General features: G+C 59.0%; 13 protein-coding genes. 9 read left to right on the forward strand and 4 right to left on the reverse strand.

What is annotated here, in order from left to right; genetic code table 11:
- Nucleotides 1-119: 119 nt before the first annotated feature.
- Together ACYZUM_RS04800 and ACYZUM_RS04805 are read right to left on the reverse strand one after the other, a co-directional pair.
- Entirely contained in the window at nucleotides 120-908 is a 789-nt protein-coding gene (locus ACYZUM_RS04800; RefSeq protein ID WP_108182071.1) for an MlaA family lipoprotein, read from the reverse strand.
- Nucleotides 901-2199, reverse strand: a complete 1299-nt coding sequence (locus ACYZUM_RS04805; RefSeq protein ID WP_041072894.1) for a serine/threonine protein kinase — start codon at nucleotides 2197-2199, stop codon at nucleotides 901-903. The genes ACYZUM_RS04800 and ACYZUM_RS04805 overlap by 8 nt, the downstream gene beginning before the upstream one ends.
- 223 nt (nucleotides 2200-2422) lie before the next feature.
- Here ACYZUM_RS04805 and ACYZUM_RS04810 point away from each other — a divergent pair, with 223 nt between their 5' ends.
- Nucleotides 2423-2791, forward strand: a complete 369-nt coding sequence (locus ACYZUM_RS04810) for a hypothetical protein (RefSeq protein ID WP_108182072.1) — start codon at nucleotides 2423-2425, stop codon at nucleotides 2789-2791.
- 93 nt (nucleotides 2792-2884) lie between these two features.
- Here the strand turns inward: ACYZUM_RS04810 and ACYZUM_RS04815 are convergent, their stop codons facing one another.
- Nucleotides 2885-4480 (reverse strand): glycoside hydrolase family 17 protein, encoded by a 1596-nt coding sequence (locus ACYZUM_RS04815; RefSeq protein WP_108182073.1) that lies wholly within the window; start codon nucleotides 4478-4480, stop codon nucleotides 2885-2887.
- A gap of 301 nt (nucleotides 4481-4781) precedes the next feature.
- Here ACYZUM_RS04815 and ACYZUM_RS04820 point away from each other — a divergent pair, with 301 nt between their 5' ends.
- From ACYZUM_RS04820 to ACYZUM_RS04830, 3 genes are all read left to right on the forward strand, one after another.
- Complete coding sequence (locus ACYZUM_RS04820; protein ID WP_041072889.1) at nucleotides 4782-5633, forward strand: glycine betaine ABC transporter substrate-binding protein; 852 nt, start codon at nucleotides 4782-4784, stop codon at nucleotides 5631-5633.
- A gap of 242 nt (nucleotides 5634-5875) precedes the next feature.
- Nucleotides 5876-6187, forward strand: coding sequence for a DUF485 domain-containing protein (locus ACYZUM_RS04825; protein ID WP_041072887.1), 312 nt, complete (start codon nucleotides 5876-5878; stop codon nucleotides 6185-6187).
- Nucleotides 6184-7842, forward strand: coding sequence for a cation acetate symporter (locus ACYZUM_RS04830; RefSeq protein WP_041072885.1), 1659 nt, complete (start codon nucleotides 6184-6186; stop codon nucleotides 7840-7842). Before ACYZUM_RS04825 ends, ACYZUM_RS04830 begins: the two co-directional genes overlap by 4 nt.
- Before the next feature lie 971 nt (nucleotides 7843-8813).
- On the opposite strand, the gene gltA is transcribed toward ACYZUM_RS04830, so the two are convergent.
- A complete protein-coding gene (gltA, locus tag ACYZUM_RS04835; RefSeq protein WP_003222994.1) occupies nucleotides 8814-10103 on the reverse strand; it encodes a citrate synthase in 1290 nt (429 codons plus the stop codon).
- A gap of 363 nt (nucleotides 10104-10466) precedes the next feature.
- Between gltA and sdhC the strand changes: the two genes are divergently transcribed.
- The 5 genes from sdhC to ACYZUM_RS04860 all read left to right on the forward strand — a co-directional run bounded on the left by sdhC (nucleotide 10467) and on the right by ACYZUM_RS04860 (nucleotide 16786).
- Nucleotides 10467-10841 carry a succinate dehydrogenase, cytochrome b556 subunit gene (gene sdhC / locus ACYZUM_RS04840; RefSeq protein ID WP_016773673.1) on the forward strand — a complete coding sequence of 125 codons (375 nt, stop codon included), beginning with the start codon at nucleotides 10467-10469 and terminating at the stop codon, nucleotides 10839-10841.
- Nucleotides 10835-11203: a succinate dehydrogenase, hydrophobic membrane anchor protein gene (gene sdhD / locus ACYZUM_RS04845; protein WP_003222999.1), complete on the forward strand. Its 369-nt coding sequence runs from the start codon at nucleotides 10835-10837 to the stop codon at nucleotides 11201-11203. The genes sdhC and sdhD overlap by 7 nt, the downstream gene beginning before the upstream one ends.
- Nucleotides 11204-11206: 3 nt before the next feature.
- Nucleotides 11207-12979: a succinate dehydrogenase flavoprotein subunit gene (gene sdhA, locus ACYZUM_RS04850; protein ID WP_007962857.1), complete on the forward strand. Its 1773-nt coding sequence runs from the start codon at nucleotides 11207-11209 to the stop codon at nucleotides 12977-12979.
- A gap of 11 nt (nucleotides 12980-12990) precedes the next feature.
- Nucleotides 12991-13695: a succinate dehydrogenase iron-sulfur subunit gene (locus tag ACYZUM_RS04855; RefSeq protein WP_003223007.1), complete on the forward strand. Its 705-nt coding sequence runs from the start codon at nucleotides 12991-12993 to the stop codon at nucleotides 13693-13695.
- Between the two features lie 259 nt (nucleotides 13696-13954).
- A complete protein-coding gene (locus ACYZUM_RS04860; protein ID WP_086794958.1) occupies nucleotides 13955-16786 on the forward strand; it encodes a 2-oxoglutarate dehydrogenase E1 component in 2832 nt (943 codons plus the stop codon).
- Nucleotides 16787-16813: the final 27 nt, after the last annotated feature.

Raw genomic sequence — 16813 nt, forward strand, 5'->3', positions numbered from 1 at the left:
CCTTTCGGGTCTGATTCACCGCATTCGCGAGCAGGCTCGCTCCCACATTGGATTTCAGTGATCCATGAAAAAGGGCCATTCGACTCGCATCGAATGGCCCTTTTTCGTTGCCGCTGAAGTTACTCGGCAATCTGCAGCTTGCGCGACTCGGTGTAGACGTAGCGCACTTTCTCGTACTCGAACGGCGAGTTCATCTGGCCGTAGCGGAAGTTGGTCTGGTAGCGCTTGTCGACGGCGCGCAAGGCCCAGATTTCCGGGTGGTTGGAGCTGACTTCAGAAACGTTCAGGTAGTTGATCGCCGATTCGGCGGTGTAGTCCACGGCCAGGCCGGCGGTGTCGCGGATGTTCGACGGGCCGAGAATCGGCAAGACGAAGTAGGCGCCGCCCGGTACGCCGTAGAAACCCAGGGTCTGACCGAAGTCTTCGCTCTGGCGCGGCAGACCCATGGCGGTCGCCGGGTCCCACAGGCCGGCAATGCCGATGGTGGTGTTGAGCAACAGGCGCGCGGTGGTTTCCATCGAACGCTTGCCCTTGAACTGCAGCAGGCTGTTGACCAGGTTTGGCACGTCGCCGAGGTTGTTGAAGAAGTTGCTCACTCCGGTGCGCAGGAAGCTCGGCGTCACGTAGCGATAACCGTCGACCACCGGCAGAAACACCCATTGGTCGAAGCGGTAGTTGAAGTGGTAGACGCGGCGGTTCCACGACTCCAGCGGGTCATAGACGTTGAGCGCGTTGAGTGTCGAGCGTTCGAACTCACGCTGGTCCAGCCCCGGGTTGAACTTGAGTTTGGACAGCGGCTCCTTGAAGCCGTCGCTGTCGACCACCACTGGCGCGTTGGCTTTGCTGTTGTCGGCCTGGGCCACGCCTGCACCGAGGAGCGCTGCAATCAGCAGGAGATATTTAGCCACGGAAGAACTCCAGCATGGCGTCGCTGTTGACGCGGTAGTTAAGGTTGCCGCAATGGCCGCCCAGTGGGTAAACAGTCAGGCGATCGCCGAAGGTCTTGCGCAGGAAACCGAGGTCGCCAGGGCCGAGAATCACGTCGTCAGCGTTGTGCATGACGGCGATTTTCGGGCTGTCGTGCAGGTAATCCTTGAGTGCGTACAGGCTGACCTGGTCGATCAGTTGCAGCAGGCTGCCGCCGTCGGTACGGGCGCGCCACATCGGGATCACCTGTTCGGTCAGGTAGCAGTCGAAGTCGCATTGCAGCGCACGCTTGAGAAACGGCGTGAGGCTGGTGCCTTCGGTGATCGGGAATTTCGGCGGGGTGATCAGGCCACGACGGTTGATCAGGTCGGAGGTGAAGGCAATGTCGGCGGCCGAGAAACGGAACGAGGTGCCGATCAGCATCGCCATCTGTTCGTTGGTCAGGTGCTGCTTGGACTGCTGGAAGTCGTAGAGCAGGGCGTCGTTGAGGTCGATGTAGCCTTTCTGCTGGAAGTAGCGGGTCAGCTTGTTCAGCACCAGTTCATAGAAAGTGGTGCTGTTGTTGATGCCCTTCACCTCGGTCTGCACCAGCTTGTCGAGGTTGCTGATGGACGTGTAGAGGTTGACCGGCGGGTTGAGCAGCAGGACTTTCTTGAAGTTGAAACTGCGTCGGGTCTCGTCCAGGTGCGCGACAAACGCGGCATCCAGCGCGCCAAGGCTGTAGCCGCTGAGGTAGTACTCGGTGACCGGCAGTTTGGGATGTTGCGCGCGCACGGCTTGCATCACCCGGTACATGTCTTCGGCGTCTTCCTTGGTGATGCCCGGGGTGGCGAAGCGTGAAGCGGCGCTGATGAAGTCGAAGCTGGTGGGCGACGACAACTGCACGACGTTGTAGCCGGCCTTGTAATAAAGCTTTTTCAGGTATTCATTGAGCGAACTGTCATAACGAGCACCGGTGCCGGCGATCAGGAAGATCAGCGGCGCCGGTTTGTCCTGCTCGGCGATACGGTAGGTGAGTTTTTTCACCGGCCAGAAGTTGTCCGGGAGGATGAAGGCCCGTTCCGGGCGCAGGGTGATGCTGTGGTCGGACTGATTGATCTCGTCGTTCGACGGCAATTCCGGACGCAGGTCCGGTGGCGTGGTGGCGATGGTCGCCTCGAACGGGTTGGTCAGGGGATAGCCATAACTGGCGGCATCGATATCCACCGCCAGTGCGGACGCACTCAGAATAAGGCCGCTGAACAGCGCGGCGAAGCGCAAGGAACGGAGCATGACTGGATCCCTTAAAGGAAGGTGCCGAATGAAGTTCGCAGGCTATGACCACCGGGCTTGCGCCAAAGTGCCATGCCTCGGCACCAAACAGGCAGAATTCGGAGTAATAGTAGCTGGACGATACACGTTGCAAGGCGCGGATGACCAGTTAACAGTTGTTAGTGCTTGCCAATGCGTGCGGGCAGATTAAGCTGGCCGCCGATTTCGTTGATTGGAGAGATTCATGTCCCGCCGCTTGCCCGTGATTCTGTTGCTCGTGCTGTTGCCGCTGTGGCTGGCCGCCAGTTATGGCGCGCGTTATGGCTTCATGGAGGATGGGCAGTGGGTCGGCATCTGCGTCGATGAGGCGAGCCGCTGGGAATGCACGGTGCGCTCGAATCTGGGGCTGATGATTCACTTCAAGGTATTGGGCTGGACCGCGCTGGGTGCGGCGTCGCTGGGTTTTGTGCTGCCGGGGCGGGCAGGGTGGTGGCTGGCGGTGCTGGCGCTGGTGTTCGGGTTGCCGGCGCTGGCGTTGTACAACACGACGCTGGCGGTGTTCGCGGTGGTGATTGCCGGATTGCGGCTGGTCCGGGCATCCCGCAGCGCCTGACAGAAAAAGATCGCAGCCTTCGGCAGCTCCTACAAGGGGCAGTGAACCCTGTAGGAGCTGCCGAAGGCTGCGATCTTTTGATCTTGCTGCTAATCAGCGACTGCGAACCCGCAGACAGCGCCACAACGCCGCCACCATTAACCCGCTGACCAGCGCCCAGCCCCACGCCTGCTGATTCAACAAGCCTTCTTCATACAGCTGCGGCGCAATGCCGGCGCCGATGATAAAGGTCAGCAGGGCGATTTCCCGACGCGGCACGTTGACCGGGCGGCACACATACACCAGCGCCGGCAGAATGAACGCCATGCTGGCGAAGCTGCGATAACGCGCATCGAAGACCATCTCCAGCATCATCACCGCTGCTGCAAAACCGGCCACGGCAACCAGCCATCCGGCGCGGCGTTCCAGCAGACTGAACGCGCGTTCACGCCAACCCTGGCGGGCGCTCAGGCTCAGCGCGGCATGTGCCAGCACCAACAGATTCAATACGGTCAGCAAGCCGACCCACAGCCATTCGCTGGCAAACCGTGTGGTCACTCGCGCCAGATCGCCCCAGGCGCCGATCGAGCAGGCGACCAGCGCACCGAGCAGCGGCAGGATCAATGCCGATCGGGTGGTGCGCACCCGGCCGCCGAGCAGCAGTGTGCCGAGGAAAATCAGGCCGCCGACGCCCAGCCATGCCTTCCAGTAGGGCACATTGGTCACCGGCCCGGCGAGCACGCCCTTGTCCTGGCGATCGGCATCGAACAGGCCCCAGTAACCGCCGACTGCACCTTCGCTGCCACGCTTCCATGGCTGGTCGAACGCTTCGATCAAGTTGTAATGCCAGCCTTCCTTCTCGGCCATCGCGACAAAACCACGAATGAACTTGGCCTCGTTGACCCGGCTCGGCAGGGCGGTTTCGCGCTGACGACCCTCGCTGGGCCAGCCGGTCTCGCCGATCATCACGTCTTTGGGCGCGAATTTGTTGCCGAACACCTGGCGTACGTCCGCCACATGTTGCAGGGCGACGTCGATGTTCGACGGATCATCTTCCCAGTACGGCAGCAAGTGAATGGTCAGGAAATCCACCGCCGGCGCGACTTCCGGGTGCTTGAGCCAGAACTCCCAGACATCGGCATAGGTGACCGGTTGCTTGACCTGGCTTTTGACCTTGTTGATCAGCTTCGCCAGTTGCGCGCCGGTGACTTCCTTGCGCAGCAGCGCTTCGTTGCCGACGATCACCGCGCTGACCACATCCGGGTTGGCGTTGGCCGAGGCAATCAGCAGGTCGACTTCCTTTTCAGTGTCCACCGGGTTGCTGTTGACCCAGGCGCCGATCATCAGCTTCAAACCGTGCTTGCGCGCCAGTTCCGGCAGGGCTTCGAGGCCGGTCATTGAGTAGGTGCGGATGCATTCGAAGCGCGTCGCCAGCAGGGCGAGGTCGGCGTCCATGCGTTCCGGGCGCAGTTTGAACGGCACGTCGAACGGCGACTGATCCTTGTCGAACGGCGTGTAGGAGGCGCATTGCAATTTGTGCGTCGGGGTCGCGGCATCCGGCAGAATCACCGGTTTGCCGAGGCCGTACCAGAAGCCACCGAGGGCCAACAGGCCGAGCAGGCAGGCAAAGAGATAAGGAACAAGCGGGAAGCGGGAGGTCGCGGACATGGTCAGGCCGAGTGGCTGCAAAGCGACGCATGTTACCTGCATTTATCCGCGGGTTGGTGGCCTGCATGATTTGCACATGCAAAGTTCGGGCGGATTGTCTGGCGCCAATTATTCAGAGGTGATTAATGGCCTTCTGATGTCGTTTCTCGGTGTATTGAGGTCGCTGACAGAGCAGGTCGCGTTTGGCGTCAGGCCGATGATCGAAAGCGTCAGTACCCTTATAGAAAAGACGACTGATGTTCGGACGAGTTTACGGTCAGGCGTGATGGGGGCGCTGTGCACCATAACAATACGTTGACGATGCCCGGCATCCGTCGGGCGCAGCATTTCGGGGAAGTAAACGATGAAGATGCGACGACTTTTAGGCGCAGGTGCCGCTCTGGTGCTTGCGATGAGTTCCACATTCGCCAGCGCTGAAAAACAGACCCTGAACATCGGTTACGTTGACGGCTGGTCCGACAGCGTCGCGACCACCCACGTGGCGGCCGAGGTGATCAAGCAGAAACTCGGCTACGACGTGAAGCTGCAAGCCGTCGCCACCGGGATCATGTGGCAGGGCGTGGCCACCGGCAAACTCGATGCGATGCTATCGGCCTGGTTGCCGGTGACCCATGGCGAATACTGGACGAAGAACAAGGATCTGGTCGTCGATTACGGCCCGAACTTCAAGGATGCGAAAATCGGCCTGATTGTGCCGGAGTACGTCAAGGCGAAATCGATCGAAGACCTCAAGACCGATGACAGCTTCAAGAACCGCATCGTCGGCATCGACGCCGGCTCGGGCGTGATGCTCAAGACCGATCAGGCGATCAAGGATTACGGCCTGGACAAATACACCCTCAAGGCCAGTTCTGGCGCCGGCATGATTGCCGAGCTGACCCGTGCCGAGAAGAAGAACGAATCGATTGCCGTCACCGGTTGGGTGCCGCACTGGATGTTCGCCAAGTGGAAACTGCGCTTCCTTGACGACCCGAAAGGCGTGTATGGCGCGGCTGAAACCGTAAACAGCATCGGTAGCAAAGAACTGGCTACCAAGGCACCGGAAGTGGCCAAGTTCCTGAAAAACTTCCAGTGGGCGTCGAAAGACGAGATCGGCGAAGTCATGCTGGCCATCCAGGACGGCGCCAAGCCTGACGCGGCGGCCAAGGATTGGGTCGCCAAGCACCCGGACCGCGTGGCTGACTGGACCAAATAAAAGCAACACCGCCGTACCCCACTGTGGGAGCGAGCCTGCTCGCGAATGCGATCTGTCAGTTGATACATATTTCGACTGATCTGACGCTTTCGCGAGCAGGCTCGCTCCCACAGTTTTTTTTGTGTGCTGAAAATTGGCGAAAACGTCATGTCGTTCTAATACTAAGGTCGTCTGGAAGCCGTTCCGCAGCCGCATACAGTGGATACGTTCCAACAATAATCTGTGCTGCGAGGATAAAAACAATGAACGACAGCATTTACCTCTCGATTCAAAACAGCCCGCGCTTCAAGGAGCTGGTGAGAAAAAGAGAAAAATTCGCCTGGATACTCTCGGCGATCATGCTCGGGCTGTATTCCGGATTCATTCTGTTGATTGCTTACGGGCCGCAAGTGCTCGGAGCGAAACTCAGCCCCGGGTCTTCGATTACCTGGGGCATTCCGATCGGTGTCGGGCTGATTGTCTCGGCCTTCGTCCTGACCGGTATCTACGTGCGACGCGCCAATGGCGAGTTTGACGACCTGAACAATGCGATTCTCAAGGAGGCTCAGCAATGATCCGGCGTCTACTGGCTCTTTTGAGCATCGCAGCGTTCGCTCCAGCCGTCTGGGCCGCTGACGCCTTGACCGGCGAAGTCCACAAACAACCGCTCAACGTTTCCGCGATCGCCATGTTCGTGGTGTTCGTCGGTGCGACCTTGTGCATCACCTACTGGGCGTCCAAGCGCAACAAGTCGGCCGCTGACTACTATGCGGCGGGCGGCAAGATCACCGGTTTCCAGAATGGTCTGGCGATTGCCGGCGACTACATGTCGGCGGCGTCCTTCCTGGGGATTTCCGCGCTGGTGTTCACCTCTGGCTACGATGGCCTGATCTACTCGATCGGCTTCCTGGTGGGCTGGCCGATCATTCTGTTCCTGATCGCCGAGCGTCTGCGTAACCTGGGTAAATACACCTTTGCCGACGTGGCGTCCTACCGCCTCGGGCAAACCCAGATCCGCACGCTGTCTGCCTGCGGTTCGCTGGTGGTGGTGGCGTTCTACCTGATCGCGCAAATGGTCGGTGCCGGCAAGCTGATCCAGCTGCTGTTCGGCCTCGACTACTACGTGGCGGTGATTCTGGTCGGTATCCTGATGTGCCTCTACGTGCTGTTCGGCGGCATGCTGGCGACCACTTGGGTGCAGATCATCAAGGCGGTGCTGTTGCTGTCCGGTGCTTCGTTCATGGCGCTGATGGTGATGAAGCACGTCAACTTCGACTTCAACATGCTGTTCTCCGAGGCGATCAAGGTTCACCCCAAAGGTGAGGCGATCATGAGCCCGGGCGGCCTGGTGAAAGACCCGATTTCGGCGTTCTCCCTCGGTCTGGCCCTGATGTTCGGTACCGCTGGTCTGCCACACATCCTGATGCGCTTCTTCACCGTGAGTGACGCGAAAGAAGCGCGCAAGAGCGTGCTGTATGCCACCGGCTTCATTGGCTACTTCTACATCCTGACCTTCATCATCGGCTTCGGCGCGATCCTGCTGGTCAGCACCAACCCGGCCTTCAAGGATGCAGCGGGCGCTCTGCTCGGCGGCAACAACATGGCGGCGGTGCACCTGGCTGACGCAGTGGGTGGCAGTATCTTCCTCGGCTTCATCTCGGCGGTGGCGTTCGCGACCATTCTGGCGGTGGTGGCCGGTCTGACTCTGGCCGGTGCTTCGGCGGTGTCGCACGACCTGTATGCCAGTGTGATCAAGAAGGGCAAGGCCAACGACAAGGATGAGATTCGCGTGTCGAAGATCACCACCATCGCCCTGGGTGTGCTGGCGATTGGTCTGGGCATCCTGTTCGAAAGCCAGAACATCGCGTTCATGGTCGGCCTGGCGTTCTCGATTGCAGCGAGCTGCAACTTCCCGGTGCTGTTGCTTTCGATGTACTGGAAGAAGCTGACGACCCGCGGCGCGATGGTCGGTGGCTGGTTGGGGCTGGTGAGTGCGGTGGGTCTGATGATCCTCGGCCCGACCATCTGGGTGCAGATTCTGCATCATGAGAAGGCGATCTTCCCTTACGAGTACCCGGCGTTGTTTTCGATGATCATTGCGTTCATCGGTATCTGGTTCTTCTCGATCACCGACAAGTCGGCGGCGGCCGAGAACGAGCGGGCGCTGTTCTTCCCGCAGTTTGTGCGTTCGCAGACGGGGTTGGGGGCGAGTGGGGCGGTTTCGCACTAAGATCTGGTTACATGGTTTGAGTGGAATGCCCTGGTTGAGAGATCGGGGCATTTTTTTGTGGGCGGTTATCGAGCGGGTTGTGTTTTTTTGTGGGGGATGGGGTACATATCCGTTGCTGCGGTAACGGCCTCCTAGGGTTCCGCCCTTACGGCGGGTCACTTTTGACAAACGCCTCAAAAGTAACCAAAAAGGCTTTACCCTGACGTTCGGCCCTCGCTTGGGCTCGGGTTCCTTCGCTCCGGGATTCATCCGGGGGGCAGCGCCTACGGTTTGCTTCGCTGCACCTCCTCTCGCTGTGTTTGGCTGCGCCAAACGGTCGCTGCGCTCCCACCCCCGGATAAATCCCTCCACTCAGCCTGCCGACGGGCCCTCAGATCAAAAGCGGTACTCGAGCTAACGCTCATCGTGTTGAGTGGTGAAAAGCTAGCGCTTGGCTTTGGCGCTTCTGTGGGAGCGAGCTTGCTCGCGAAGGCGGCCTGACAGCCGACCAAATTCCAACTGAAAACACCCAATCCCCTGTAGGAACTGCCGAAGGCTGTGATCTTTTGATCTGCTTTGGCTTTGGCTTTGGCTTTTGATCTTAAGCCCCTTCGGCAGGCCGAGCGTAGGTGTCCATCAGGGGGTTAGGCGCGCAGCGCCGTGCGGCGAAGCCGCATACATCGAAAGGAGGTGCAGCGAAGCAAACCGTAGGCGATGCCCCCGGATGGGCACCGTAGCGAGGGAACGCTGAGCCTAAGCGAAGTGCCGTACGCCGGGGCAAAGCCTTTTGGGTTACCTTTTCGGCGTCTGGAAAAGGTGACTCGCTGTAAGAGCGAAACCGCCAGCGGCAGCACTCGCAGCAACGGATATGCCCACAAATGCCCAAAAGCCAGTCGGCCCCCAGGCCGCTGCGACCCCACAAACAAAAACGGCCTCTATATAAATAGAGGCCGTTCCCGATACAACTTCAAGACGTTATCGCAAGACAAGCCTTATTTGCGGTCTTCCAGCTTGGTGATATCACGCGACTCATAGCCAGTGTACAACTGGCGCGGACGGCCAATCTTGTACGGGCTGGAGAGCATTTCTTTCCAGTGCGAAATCCAGCCGACAGTACGTGCCAGGGCGAAGATCACGGTGAACATGCTGGTCGGAATGCCGATCGCCTTGAGGATGATCCCCGAGTAGAAGTCGACGTTCGGGTACAGCGAGCGTTCGATGAAGTACGGGTCGGTCAGGGCGATCTCTTCCAGGCGCATGGCCAGTTCGAGTTGCGGATCGTTGTTGATGCCCAGTTCTTTCAGCACTTCGTCGCAGGTCTGCTTCATCACAGTCGCGCGAGGGTCGCGGTTCTTGTAAACGCGGTGACCGAAGCCCATCAGCTTGAACGGGTCGTTCTTGTCCTTGGCCTTGGCGATGAACTTGTCGATGTTGGACACATCGCCAATCTCGTCAAGCATGGTCAGAACGGCTTCGTTCGCACCGCCGTGGGCAGGGCCCCACAGTGCGGCGATGCCGGCGGCGATACAAGCGAACGGGTTGGCACCCGAAGAGCCTGCCAGGCGCACGGTGGAGGTCGATGCGTTCTGCTCGTGGTCGGCGTGGAGGATGAAGATCCGGTCCATGGCCTTGGCGAGTACCGGGCTGATCGGTTTGATCTCGCACGGGGTGTTGAACATCATGTGCAGGAAGTTTTCCGCGTACGTCAGGTCGTTGCGCGGGTACATCATGGGTTGGCCCATGGAGTACTTGTAAACCATCGCTGCCAGGGTCGGCATCTTGGCAACCAGACGGATCGCGGAGATTTCGCGATGCTGCGGGTTATTGATGTCCAGGGAGTCGTGGTAGAAGGCCGAAAGGGCGCCGACTACGCCGCACATGACGGCCATCGGGTGGGCGTCGCGACGGAAGCCGTTGAAGAAGGTTTTCAGCTGCTCGTGAACCATGGTGTGGTTTTTCACGGTGCTGACGAACTGGGCCTTCTGTTCTGCGGTCGGCAGTTCGCCGTTGAGCAGCAGGTAGCAGGTTTCCAGGTAGTCCGACTTTTCAGCCAGCTGTTCGATCGGGTAGCCGCGGTGCAACAGAATGCCGTTGTCACCGTCGATATAGGTGATCTTCGATTCGCACGAGGCGGTCGACATGAAACCCGGGTCGAAAGTGAAGCGGCCCGTGGCCGTCAGGCCCCGAACATCGATTACATCGGGACCAACGGTGCCGGTTAAAATGGGCAGCTCGACGGGGGCTGCGCCCTCGATGATCAACTGCGCTTTTTTGTCAGCCATGTGGCCTCCTATTTATGCTTGAACCATCAGACAGACCCCCCACGCAGGGCCCGCACCACTATAGTGAGATAAATTCGAATGTCAATTTGCCTAAAGTCTTGCTCCAGAAGGCTTTAAGCGCACTTTTTCCTCGAAATTGACTGCCATTTACGCCTTTTATACGACTTGTGCAATCAGCTATTTGGGGTAGGTGATTGCGTTGTCATTAGTAGCCTAACTGTCTATACTCGGCCACCGACCGCCAAGGGCTTTTGGGCTTGCTTTCATTGGGGGTCGCATCCCTGGGTGGTGGTTACCTGACCAGTGCACTCCCCAACAACTTTGCCCTGATTGTTAGGGGCTCTTCAGTGTGAAAAAAAAGCCGTGAAAAGCCAACGACCTGTAAACCTAGACCTAAGGACCATCAAACTCCCAGTCACTGCTTACACGTCCATTCTTCACCGTATCTCCGGTGTCATCCTCTTCGTGTGCCTTGCCATCATGCTTTACGCATTGGACAAGTCGCTGAGCTCCGAGGAAGGCTTCGGTCAGGTGAAGGCGTGTCTGACCAGTCCGCTAGCCAAGCTAGTGATTTGGGGCATCCTGTCCGCTCTGCTGTATCACCTGGTAGCCGGTGTGCGCCATTTGATCATGGATATGGGCATCGGTGAGACGCTGGAAGGCGGCAAGCTGGGCTCGAAAATCGTTATCGCCGTTTCCGTGGTGGTAATCGTTCTGGCAGGAGTCTGGATATGGTAACTAACGTCACGAACCTCTCGCGTTCGGGCCTCTATGACTGGATGGCGCAACGTGTGTCGGCGGTCGTTCTCGCGGCTTACTTCATCTTTCTGATCGGATACGTCGTGGCCCACCCAGGCCTCGAGTACGCCCAGTGGCATGAACTGTTCGCCCACAACGGGATGCGTATTTTCAGCCTCCTGGCCCTTGTTGCTCTCGGCGCTCACGCCTGGGTCGGCATGTGGACCATCGCGACTGACTACCTGACGCCAATGGCGTTCGGCAAGTCCGCGACGGCTATACGTTTCCTTTTCCAGGCAGTATGCGGCGTTGCGATGTTCGCTTACTTCGTCTGGGGTGTGCAGATTCTCTGGGGTATCTGAGTCATGGCTAACATTCCAACGATTTCTTTCGACGCCATCATTATTGGTGGTGGCGGTGCTGGCATGCGCGCTGCGCTGCAGCTGGCACAGGGCGGTCACAAGACTGCGGTGATCACCAAGGTTTTCCCGACCCGTTCGCACACTGTATCCGCCCAGGGCGGCATCACCTGCGCGATCGCGTCCGCTGACCCGAACGATGACTGGCGCTGGCACATGTACGATACCGTCAAGGGTTCCGACTACATCGGTGACCAGGACGCTATCGAATACATGTGTCAGGAAGGCCCGGCTGCCGTTTTCGAACTGGACCACATGGGTCTGCCGTTCTCGCGTACCGAGCAAGGCCGTATCTACCAGCGTCCATTCGGTGGTCAGTCCAAGGACTACGGTAAGGGCGGCCAGGCTGCTCGCACCTGCGCAGCATCCGACCGTACCGGGCACGCGCTGCTGCACACCCTTTATCAGGGCAACCTGAAAGCCGGTACCACGTTCCTGAACGAGTACTACGCTGTCGACCTGGTGAAAAACCAGGAAGGCGAGTTCGTCGGTGTGATCGCGATCTGCATCGAAACCGGCGAAACTTCGTACATCCGTGCCAAGGCCACCGTACTGGCCACTGGCGGTGCCGGTCGTATCTACGCCTCCACCACCAACGCCCTGATCAACACCGGTGACGGCGTTGGCATGGCTCTGCGTGCTGGCGTACCGGTACAAGACATCGAAATGTGGCAGTTCCACCCGACCGGCATCGCCGGCGCCGGTGTACTGGTTACAGAAGGCTGCCGTGGTGAAGGTGGTTACCTGATCAACAAGCACGGCGAGCGTTTCATGGAGCGTTATGCTCCGAACGCGAAAGACCTGGCTGGTCGTGACGTGGTTGCCCGTTCGATGGTTAAAGAAATCATCGCCGGTAACGGTTGCGGTCCGAATGGCGACCACGTAATGCTCAAACTCGACCACTTGGGCGAGGAAGTGCTGCACAGCCGTCTGCCAGGCATCTGCGAACTGTCGAAGACTTTCGCACACGTTGACCCGGTGGTTGCGCCGGTTCCGGTTGTTCCGACCTGCCACTACATGATGGGCGGCGTTGCCACCAACATTCATGGTCAGGCGATCACCCAGAACGCCGAAGGCGTGGACCAGATCATTCCTGGCCTGTTCGCCGTAGGTGAAGTGGCTTGCGTATCGGTACACGGTGCCAACCGTCTGGGCGGCAACTCGCTGCTCGACCTGGTGGTATTCGGCCGCGCTGCCGGCCTGCACCTGGAGAAGGCGCTGACCGACGGCATCGAATACGACGACGCTACCGAAGCCGACATCGAAGCAGCCCTGTCGCGTCTGAACGCGCTGAACGGCCGTACCGATGGCGAAGACGTGGCAACCCTGCGTCGCGAGCTGCAAAGCTGCATGCAGAACTACTTCGGCGTATTCCGTACTGGCGAATACATGCAGAAGGGTATCGCTCAGCTGGCCGATCTGCGCAAGCGCATCGCCAATGTGAAGATCAACGATAAGTCGCAAGCGTTCAACACTGCGCGTATCGAAGCTCTGGAACTGCAAAACCTGCTGGAAGTGGCTGAAGCTACCGCCATCGCGGCCGAAGTACGTAAAGAGTCCCGCGGCGCTCACGCCCGTGAAGACTTCGAAGACCGTGACGACGAAAACTGGCTGTGCCACACCCTGTACTTCCCGGGTGAGAAACGCGTCGCCAAGCGTGCCGTAAACTTCTCGCCGAAGACTGTTCCGACTTTCGAACCTAAAGTCCGGACTTATTAAGGGTGATCGCCATGTTGCAAGTCAGTGTTTATCGCTACAACCCTGATCAGGACGCTGCGCCGTTCATGCAGGAATTCCAGGTCGATACCGGTGGTAAAGACCTGATGGTGCTGGACGTGCTGGCCCTGATCAAAGAGCAGGACGAGGGTTTCTCCTATCGTCGCTCTTGCCGTGAAGGTGTCTGCGGCTCCGACGGCATGAACATCAACGGCAAGAACGGTCTGGCGTGCATCACGCCGCTGTCCGCTGTCGTAAAAGGCAACAAGTTGATCGTTCGTCCGCTGCCAGGTTTGCCGGTTATCCGTGACCTGGTTGTCGATATGAGCATCTTCTACAAGCAATACGAGAAGGTTAAGCCTTACCTGCAGAACGACACGCCGGCTCCGGCCATCGAGCGTCTGCAGTCCCCTGAAGAGCGTGAAAAGCTCGACGGTCTGTACGAGTGCATCCTGTGCGCCTGCTGCTCGACCTCGTGCCCGTCCTTCTGGTGGAACCCGGACAAGTTCCTGGGTCCAGCGGCCCTGCTGCAAGCGTACCGCTTCCTGGCAGACAGCCGCGACACCAAGACGTCCGAGCGTCTGGCTTCGCTCGATGACCCGTTCAGCGTTTTCCGCTGCCGGGGCATCATGAACTGCGTCAACGTATGTCCGAAAGGCCTGAACCCGACTAAGGCCATCGGTCACATCCGTAACATGCTGCTTTCGAGCGGCGTGTGATTCAGCTGCTGTAACCGTAGAACCGCTGTAACGAAGAGGCTGTGGCGCGGGCTTCAACCCGCGTCATGGCTATAACCAGAGCAGTAGCCACAAGCTGCCGCTCTTATTTTGAAGAAATGAGACAAGCAGGGGCATCCGGGCTGGTACCCGGACTATCAGCGTGATCCTAAGTGGCTTGTTTTGGTCGCTGCATTCGGACTTCTGCAAGTTTGCTCGGTATTGACGCCGATGGTGTTCCCCTAACCGAGGGTGACCAAGCATGCAAGAAAGCGTGATGCAGCGCATGTGGAACAGCGCCTACCTTTCAGGTGGAAACGCTGCCTATGTGGAAGAGCTTTATGAGCTCTACCTGCACGACCCTAACGCTGTGCCAGAAGAGTGGCGCACCTACTTTCAGAAGCTGCCTGCCGACGGCAGCTCTGCCACTGATGTTTCGCACTCCACAATTCGCGATCATTTCGTGCTGCTGGCAAAGAACCAGCGCCGCGCTCAACCGGTTTCCGCCGGGAGCGTGAGCAGTGAGCACGAGAAGAAGCAAGTTGAAGTGCTGCGATTGATCCAGGCCTACCGTATGCGTGGCCACCAGGCAGCCCAGCTTGACCCGCTGGGGCTGTGGCAGCGTCCTGCACCTGCAGACCTGTCGATCAATCATTACGGCTTGACCAATGCCGATCTTGATACGACCTTCCGTGCCGGCGACCTGTTCATCGGCAAAGAGGAAGCGAGCCTACGCGAAATTCACGAAGCGTTGCAGCAGACATATTGCCGCACCATCGGCGCTGAATTTACGCACATCACCGATTCCGAGCAGCGCCAGTGGTTCCAGCAGCGTCTGGAAAGCGTGCGCGGTCGTCCGACGTACTCCGCTGACATCAAGAGCCACCTGCTTGAGCGCGTGACGGCCGGTGAAGGCCTGGAAAAATACCTGGGCACCAAATACCCGGGCACCAAGCGTTTCGGTCTGGAAGGCGGCGAAAGCCTGATTCCGATGCTCGACGAACTGATCCAGCGTTCCGGTTCCTACGGCACCAAGGAAGTCGTCATCGGCATGGCCCACCGTGGCCGTCTGAACGTGCTGGTCAACACCTTCGGCAAGAACCCGCGCGAGCTGTTCGACGAGTTCGAAGGCAAGAAGAAGGTCGAGCTGGGTTCCGGTGACGTTAAATACCACCAGGGCTTCTCGTCCAACGTGATGACCGCCGGCGGTGAAGTTCACCTGGCCATGGCGTTCAACCCGTCCCACCTGGAAATCGTTTCCCCGGTGGTAGAAGGTTCGGTTCGCGCCCGTCAGGATCGTCGTAACGACCCGACCGGTGAGAAGGTTCTGCCGATCTCCATCCACGGTGACGCTGCATTCGCAGGTCAGGGCGTGGTCATGGAAACCTTCCAGATGTCGCAGACCCGCGGTTTCAAGACCGGCGGTACCGTGCACATCGTGATCAACAACCAGGTCGGTTTCACCATCAGCAACCCGCTGGACTCGCGTTCCACCGAGTACGCCACCGACGTTGCGAAGATGATCCAGGCGCCGATCCTCCATGTGAATGGGGATGATCCGGAAGCCGTGCTGTTCGTCACTCAGCTGGCCATCGACTATCGCATGCAGTTCAAGCGTGACGTGGTGATCGACCTGGTCTGCTACCGTCGTCGCGGCCACAACGAGGCCGACGAGCCAAGCGGCACCCAGCCGCTGATGTATCAGCAGATCACCAAGCAGCGCACCACCCGTGAGCTGTACGCTGATCGTCTGACTCAGGCCGGTGTGCTCGACGCAGAGCGTGTACAGGCGAAAGTCGACGAGTACCGCAACGCGCTGGACAACGGTCTGCACGTGGTGAAATCGCTGGTCAAAGAGCCGAACAAAGAGCTGTTCGTGGACTGGCGTCCGTACCTGGGCCACGCCTGGACTGCGCGTCACGACACGCGTTTCGACCTGAAGACCCTGCAGGAACTGTCCGCCAAGCTGCTGGAAATTCCGGAAGGCTTCGTGGTTCAGCGTCAGGTTGCGAAGATCTACGAAGACCGTCAGAAGATGCAAGCCGGCGGCCTGCCGATCAACTGGGGTTACGCCGAAACCATGGCGTACGCGACCCTGGCGTTCGAAGGTCACCCGATCCGCATGACCGGTCAGGACATCGGTCGCGGTACGTTCTCGCACCGTCACGCTGTGCTGCACAACCAGAAAGACGCCGGCACCTACATTCCGCTGAAGCACCTGTACGAAGGTCAGCCACGCTTTGACCTGTACGACTCGTTCCTGTCGGAAGAAGCGGTACTGGCCTTCGAATACGGCTACTCGACCACCACGCCAAACGCGCTGGTGATCTGGGAAGCCCAGTTCGGCGACTTCGCCAACGGTGCACAGGTTGTTATCGACCAGTTCATCACCAGCGGCGAACACAAGTGGGGTCGTCTCTGCGGTCTGACCATGCTGTTGCCGCACGGCTACGAAGGTCAGGGTCCTGAGCACAGCTCGGCACGTCTTGAGCGTTATCTGCAACTGTGCGCCGAGCACAACATTCAGGTGTGCATGCCGACCACTCCGGCGCAGATCTACCACTTGCTGCGCCGTCAGGTGATTCGCCCGCTGCGCAAGCCATTGGTCGTTCTGACTCCAAAGTCGTTGCTGCGCCACAAACTGGCCATCTCGACCCTGGAAGATCTGGCCGAAGGTTCGTTCCAGACCGTGATCCCGGAAATCGACGCCCTGGACCCGAAAAAGGTCGAGCGTGTTGTTCTGTGTAGCGGCAAGGTCTACTACGACCTGCTGGAAAAACGTCGTGCCGAAGGCCGTGACGATATCGCCATCGTGCGTATCGAGCAGCTGTATCCATTCCCTGAGGACGACTTGAAAGAAGTCCTGGCGCCTTACACCAACGCCAAAGCGGCCGTCTGGTGTCAGGAAGAGCCAATGAACCAGGGCGCCTGGTACTGCAGCCAGCACCACCTGCGTCGCAGCATCGGTAACCTCAACAAATCTCTCGTACTCGAGTACGCGGGCCGTGAGGCTTCTGCTGCACCTGCATGTGGTTACGCATCGATGCACGCCGAGCAGCAGGAAAAACTGCTGCAAGACGCGTTTACCGTTTAACGCCTTCGCGCACCTGAAACCGAATTT

This window comes from Pseudomonas sp. m6p (assembly GCF_055760375.1).